This window comes from Pseudomonas sp. P4_C3, assembly GCF_056402075.1.
Genome location: NZ_JBFUIC010000514.1, coordinates 1 through 2100, shown reverse-complemented (window position 1 = coordinate 2100; position 2100 = coordinate 1). Strand labels below are relative to the sequence as shown.

The 2100-nt window shown below is 62.4% G+C and carries 3 protein-coding genes; all 3 read left to right on the top strand.

Annotated features, from left to right (window positions below; translation table 11 throughout):
- The coding region (locus AC1DVH_RS30050; protein WP_477756856.1) for a tripartite tricarboxylate transporter TctB family protein at positions 1–295 on the top strand (295 nt) is incomplete at its 5' end.
- A gap of 1 nt (position 296) precedes the next feature.
- Entirely contained in the window at positions 297–1811 is a 1515-nt protein-coding gene (locus AC1DVH_RS30045) for a tripartite tricarboxylate transporter permease (RefSeq protein WP_477756855.1), read from the top strand.
- On the top strand, positions 1804–2100 hold a 297-nt coding region (locus tag AC1DVH_RS30040), incomplete at its 3' end, for an AbrB family transcriptional regulator (protein ID WP_477756854.1). The genes AC1DVH_RS30045 and AC1DVH_RS30040, both read left to right, overlap by 8 nt.

Sequence of the window (2100 nt, the reverse complement as noted above, 5' to 3'; positions counted from 1 at the left end):
CCTGCACTGGCGCGTTCCGAGATCGGTTTCGCCATGGCCGCCGCTGGACCGCGAAACCCTGACCAAGATCGGCATCTGCGTGGTGCTGTTGCTGGTGTTCGCCGGCACTTTCGAACCGCTGGGTTTCATCGTCGCCAGCATCCTGATCGGTGTGCCCATGGCCCGTCTGTATGGCGGTCGCTGGGTGCCAAGCATCGTGATCATCAGTCTGATGGCCGTCGGCCTCTACCTGCTGTTCGACAAGTTGATGGACGTGCCGCTGCCGCTTGGCGTGCTCGACGTTCTGGAGAACTGATATGGATACTCTTGGCTATTTGGGTCAGGGTTTCGGCGTCGCGCTGAGCCCGTACAACCTGGTGACCGCATTGTGCGGCACCCTGATCGGCACCGTGGTCGGCCTGTTGCCGGGCCTGGGCCCGATCAACGGCGTGGCACTGCTGATCCCGATCGCATTCGCCCTCGGCCTGCCACCGGAGTCGGCACTGATCCTGCTGGCGGCGGTGTACCTGGGATGCGAATACGGCGGCCGGATCAGTTCGATCCTGCTGAACATCCCGGGCGAAGCGTCCACCGTGATGACCACCCTCGACGGTTACCCGATGGCCCGCCAGGGCCTGGCCGGTGTAGCACTGTCGCTGTCGGCATGGAGCTCGTTCATCGGTGCCTTCATCGCCACCTGCGGCATGGTGCTGTTCGCTCCGTTGCTGGCGAAATGGGCGATTGCCTTCGGCCCGGCGGAATATTTCGTGTTGATGGTGTTCGCGATTGTCTGCCTCGGCGGCATGGCCGGTGACCGTCCGCTGAAGACGTTCATCGCGGCGCTGATCGGTCTGTTCCTGTCGACCGTCGGCATCGACGCCAACAGCGGTGTGTATCGCTTCACCGGAGACAACATCCACCTGACTGACGGCATCCAGTTCGTCGTGCTGGTGCTCGGTCTGTTCTCCATCAGCGAAATCCTTCTGCTGCTGGAAAAAACCCATCACGGCCAGGAAGCGGTGAAAGCCACAGGCCGGATGATGTTCAACTTCAAGGAAGCGGCGTCGGTGTTCGTGGTGAACATCCGTTGCGGCGTACTGGGTTTCATCATGGGCGTGTTGCCGGGTGCCGGTGCGACCCTGGCCAGTGCCGTGGCCTACATGACCGAAAAACGCATCGCCGGTACTGGCGGCAAATTCGGTCAAGGTGACATGCGCGGCCTCGCCGCCCCGGAAACCGCCATCGGCGGCGCGGCCTGCGGTGCGCTGGTGCCGATGCTGACCCTCGGCGTTCCAGGTTCGGGCACCACGGCGGTGATGATCGGCGCCCTGTCGCTGTACAACATCACTCCGGGCCCGCTGCTGTTCCAACAGCAACCGGACATCGTCTGGGGCCTGATCGCTTCGTTGTTCATCGCCAACGTGATGCTGGTGATCCTCAACATCCCGATGATCCGCATCTTTACCCGCATCCTCGCCGTGCCGAACTGGGCACTGGTGCCGGTGATCGCGATCATTACCGGGATTGGTGTCTACGCGGTGCACGCGACAACGTTCGACCTGTTCCTGATGATCGGCATCGGCATCTTCGGTTATATCCTGCGCAAGCTGGACTTCCCGCTGTCGCCGGTATTGCTGGGTTTCATCCTCGGCGGCCTGATGGAACAGAACCTGCGTCGCGCCCTGTCGATTTCCAACGGTGCGCTGGAAATCCTCTGGTCGAGCCCGATCACCTTCGGTTGCTGGGTGCTGACGGCGATCATGCTGCTGATGCCGCTCATCCGCATCTGGCGCAAACGTTCGGCCGCGCAACGCGTTATCGCCGATGTCTGATCGGTTCCCCTTCAAACTCTGGTGGGGAACCCCGCTGGTCGGCCTGCTGGGCGGTTACCTCGCCAGCCAGGTCGGCTGGCCTTTGCCGTGGATGGTCGGCTCGTTGCTGGCGATCATCCTCGTGCGCTGCCTGACACCCTGGCAATTGGCGGAAATCCCTGGCGGCCGCAAGTGCGGCCAGTGGATCGTCGGTATCGGTATCGGCCTGCATTTCACCCCGCTGGTGATGGAGCAGGTACTCAGTCATTTCGGTCTGATCTTCTTCGGTGCGTTGGTCACCAGCCTGTCG

Excerpts from the sequence above, each read along its gene's own strand:
- AC1DVH_RS30045 (WP_477756855.1), top strand. The coding sequence starts at position 297 with ATGGATACTCTTGGCTATTTGGGTCAGGGTTTCGGCGTCGCGCTGAGC.